Consider the following 2,915-nt stretch of genomic DNA (forward strand, 5'->3'; position numbering starts at 1 on the left):
TACAACCACATCAACCACCTCGATCAAAAACTCGATGAGGTGACCGCAAGCGTCGTCGCGCTCGAGGGGAAGTTCCAAGAGCTGGAGCACCGCGTGGAATCACGCATTGCGGCGCTGGAAGGGAAATTTCAGGCACTTGAAGGTCAGTTCCAGACCTTCAAGGCCGAGATGACCGCCGAGTTTGAAAAGCGAATGGGCGCGTTAGAGTCCAAAATGGAAGCCCGTATGGGTAGCCTCGAAACCAAATTCGAGCAGGCGCAGGTCAAGATGCAAGAAACCATCATCACCACCATGAAGTGGTACATCGGTGGCGCAGGAATTGTGCTCGTGGTGCTCAAAGCGCTCGATATTTTCGTTTCCAGCTAACAGTCAGAAGGAACTCACGATGGCTGATTGGATATCCACGCCGCTGCCTCTACCACCAGTTGGTGGGCCACCGACTTCAACCCGGCGCAGGCCGGTTTTGCGCAGGAGCTTGCCGCTGCTTCCGGTGCCTCTCTTCGGCTTTTCGATGAGGCGTTTGCCGAGTTTTGCACCCGGCCCGATCTGCCCGAGTTCGACTTCATTGGGCTGCACGGCATCTGGAGCTGGATTTCGGATGAGAACCGCGCCGTCATCGTCGACTTCATCCGCAAGAAGCTCAAGGTGGGCGGTGTGCTCTACATCAGCTACAACACCCAGCCCGGCTGGGCCGCGATGGTGCCGATGCGCGAGCTCTTGATCGCCTATGCCGATGCACTCGCTGCCAAGGGGCAGGGAATCGTGAGCCGCATCGACGCAGCGCTCGATTTTGCCGAAAAGCTTCTGGCCACCCAACCTGCCTTTGCCGCGGCCAACCCGCAGGTGGCGCAGCGCATCGCCAAGATGAAGGAGCAAAATCGCCATTACCTTGCGCACGAATACTTCAACCGCGACTGGCATCCGATGTCGGTGGCGCAGATGGCCGAGTGGCTCGCCCCTGCCAAGCTCAGCTATGCGGCATCGGCCCACTACCTGGACCATGTGGATGCGATCAACCTCTCGGAGGAGCAACAGGCGCTGCTTAGGAGCATTCCGGATGCGGGCTTTCGCCAACTGGTGCGCGACTTTTGCTGCAACACCCAGTTCCGCCGGGATTACTGGATCAAGGGCGCACGCCAACCCACGGCATTCGAGCGGCTGGAAGGCTTGCGCGCGCAGCGCCTCATCCTCACCACCCCGCGCCCGCCCGTGGCGCTCAAGGTCACCGGCAGCCGCGGCGAAGCCACGCTCAACGAAGGCGTCTATCTGCCCATTCTGGAGCTGCTCTCCAGCCACAAGCCGATGACGCTGGGGCAGATCGAACAGCAGCTCGCGCCCAAAGGCATCACCTTCGCCCAAATCCTGCAAGCGACCCTGATTCTGGTGGGCAAGGGGGATGTTGCGGTTGCGCAGGACGAAGCCCATGTGAGCCGCGCCAAGAAAACGTGCGACCGCCTCAACCAGCACCTCATGACCAAGAGCCGCGCATGCAACGACTTCGCCTACTTGGCCAGCCCCGTCACCGGCGGCGGCATTGCGGTGAATCGCTTTCAGCAGCTTTTTTTGCATGCCCGTCAACAGGGCCGCAAGACCCCGGAGGAGTGGGCGCGCTTTGTCTGGGACCACCTGCAGGCGCTAGGTCAGCGGCTGACCAAAGAGGGCAAGGCGTTGGAAACCGCCGACGAAAACCTCACCGAGCTCGCTGCCCAGGCGCTGACCTTTGCCGAAGAGCGGCTGCCGATCCTCAAGGCACTGCAGGTGGCGTAAGATGAGGGCAAACCCGCTCTTCCCGCAAGGGGCGGGGTCTTTTCCATCAGGGCCTTGCGCGACAGGGGCTTGATGGAAGATGCTCAAAGAGCAAACAAAAGGATCCCCCCACTTTGTTTGCCCACATTGAGTAAGCAGATGGGCGAAGCGGGCCGGCAGCGCGCGCGGACGGTCTATGACTGGGCGGCGATCATTCCGCAGTACGAGGCGCTGTGGGCGCAGTTGAACGAAATCCGCACCGCCCAAGCCAAAGAGCTCAAGCCGCTACCGCACCCCTGGCCGGCGCGGATGGACCCGTTCCACGCTTTTGCCGCCTACCCAACCCGGACACTGACCGAACAGACGGTGCTGGGGTTGGTGTATGCCGACGCAGACACGGCATTGAAGCGCACGCTCGCCTACCGGAAACTGGCGATGGTGGACTTTGCCAAGGTGGTGCTGCCCAGCGAGGCCGAGGTTCAGGCGGTGTTGCAAGCGGCCGCCACAGGCCCCAAGGCGGCACTGGCGCTGGTGGCCGCGATTCCGGCCGAGCGGCAGGCGTTGGTGTTCCGCAGCCTGGCGTGGTTGGTGAAGATGGGGGTGCTGAAGGTGCATTGACGAAAAAGATAGCAGTGCATACAATGCTGTCATTGCGATCAATCAGCAGGTGCTTCCATGGCCGCTTTGACCATTCGAAATGTCGACGATGCGCTCAAACAGGCGCTGCGCATCCGTGCCGCACAGCATGGGGTGTCGATGGAGGAGGAAGCCCGTCGCATTCTGCGCGACGCCTTGGTTCGCGTAACCCAACCGCAACCTTTGGGGCAGCGGCTGAAACAGCGCTTTGCGGAAGTGGCCGATGCCGACTTTCAGCTCCCACCACGCCAACCGACGCGCACGCCGCCCAACTGGGATGCGGTTCGGGACGAGACGCCGTGATGCTGCTCGACACCAATGTGCTGTCGGAATTCATGCGTCCACAGCCCAGTGATGCGGTGGTCGCCTGGCTGGACCGCCTCCCCGCTGAAGAGGTGTGGACCAGCGCCATCAGCCGTGCTGAAATCGCGCTGGGGCTGGCGCTGATGCCTGCGGGCAAGCGCCAAGCGGCGCTGGCACGGGCGGCCCAAGCGATGTTCGAAGAGGATTTCGGGGGGCGCTGCCTGCCCTTC

General features: G+C 62.0%; 5 protein-coding genes. All 5 read left to right on the plus strand.

Annotated elements, in window-relative coordinates:
- Positions 1-366 (plus strand): hypothetical protein (locus KUL93_RS11085; RefSeq protein ID WP_217127096.1); only part of this gene is annotated, 366 nt, incomplete at its 5' end.
- A 27-nt stretch (positions 367-393) separates the two neighbouring features.
- The gene (locus tag KUL93_RS11090) at positions 394-1,767 is read left to right on the plus strand and encodes a methyltransferase regulatory domain-containing protein (protein ID WP_217127097.1); all 1,374 of its coding nucleotides are present in this window, start codon (positions 394-396) and stop codon (positions 1,765-1,767) included.
- A 117-nt stretch (positions 1,768-1,884) separates the two neighbouring features.
- On the plus strand, positions 1,885-2,364 hold the full coding sequence (locus tag KUL93_RS11095; protein ID WP_217127098.1) for a glycosyltransferase: 480 nt from the start codon (positions 1,885-1,887) through the stop codon (positions 2,362-2,364).
- Positions 2,365-2,421: 57 nt separating this feature from the next.
- Positions 2,422-2,685 carry a FitA-like ribbon-helix-helix domain-containing protein gene (locus KUL93_RS11100; RefSeq protein ID WP_217127099.1) on the plus strand — a complete coding sequence of 88 codons (264 nt, stop codon included), beginning with the start codon at positions 2,422-2,424 and terminating at the stop codon, positions 2,683-2,685.
- On the plus strand, positions 2,685-2,915 hold a 231-nt coding region (locus tag KUL93_RS11105), incomplete at its 3' end, for a PIN domain-containing protein (RefSeq protein ID WP_217127100.1). The genes KUL93_RS11100 and KUL93_RS11105, both read left to right, overlap by 1 nt.

The sequence above is a fragment of the Hydrogenophilus thiooxidans genome (assembly GCF_019049855.1).
Lineage (GTDB): Bacteria > Pseudomonadota > Gammaproteobacteria > Burkholderiales > Rhodocyclaceae > Hydrogenophilus > Hydrogenophilus thiooxidans.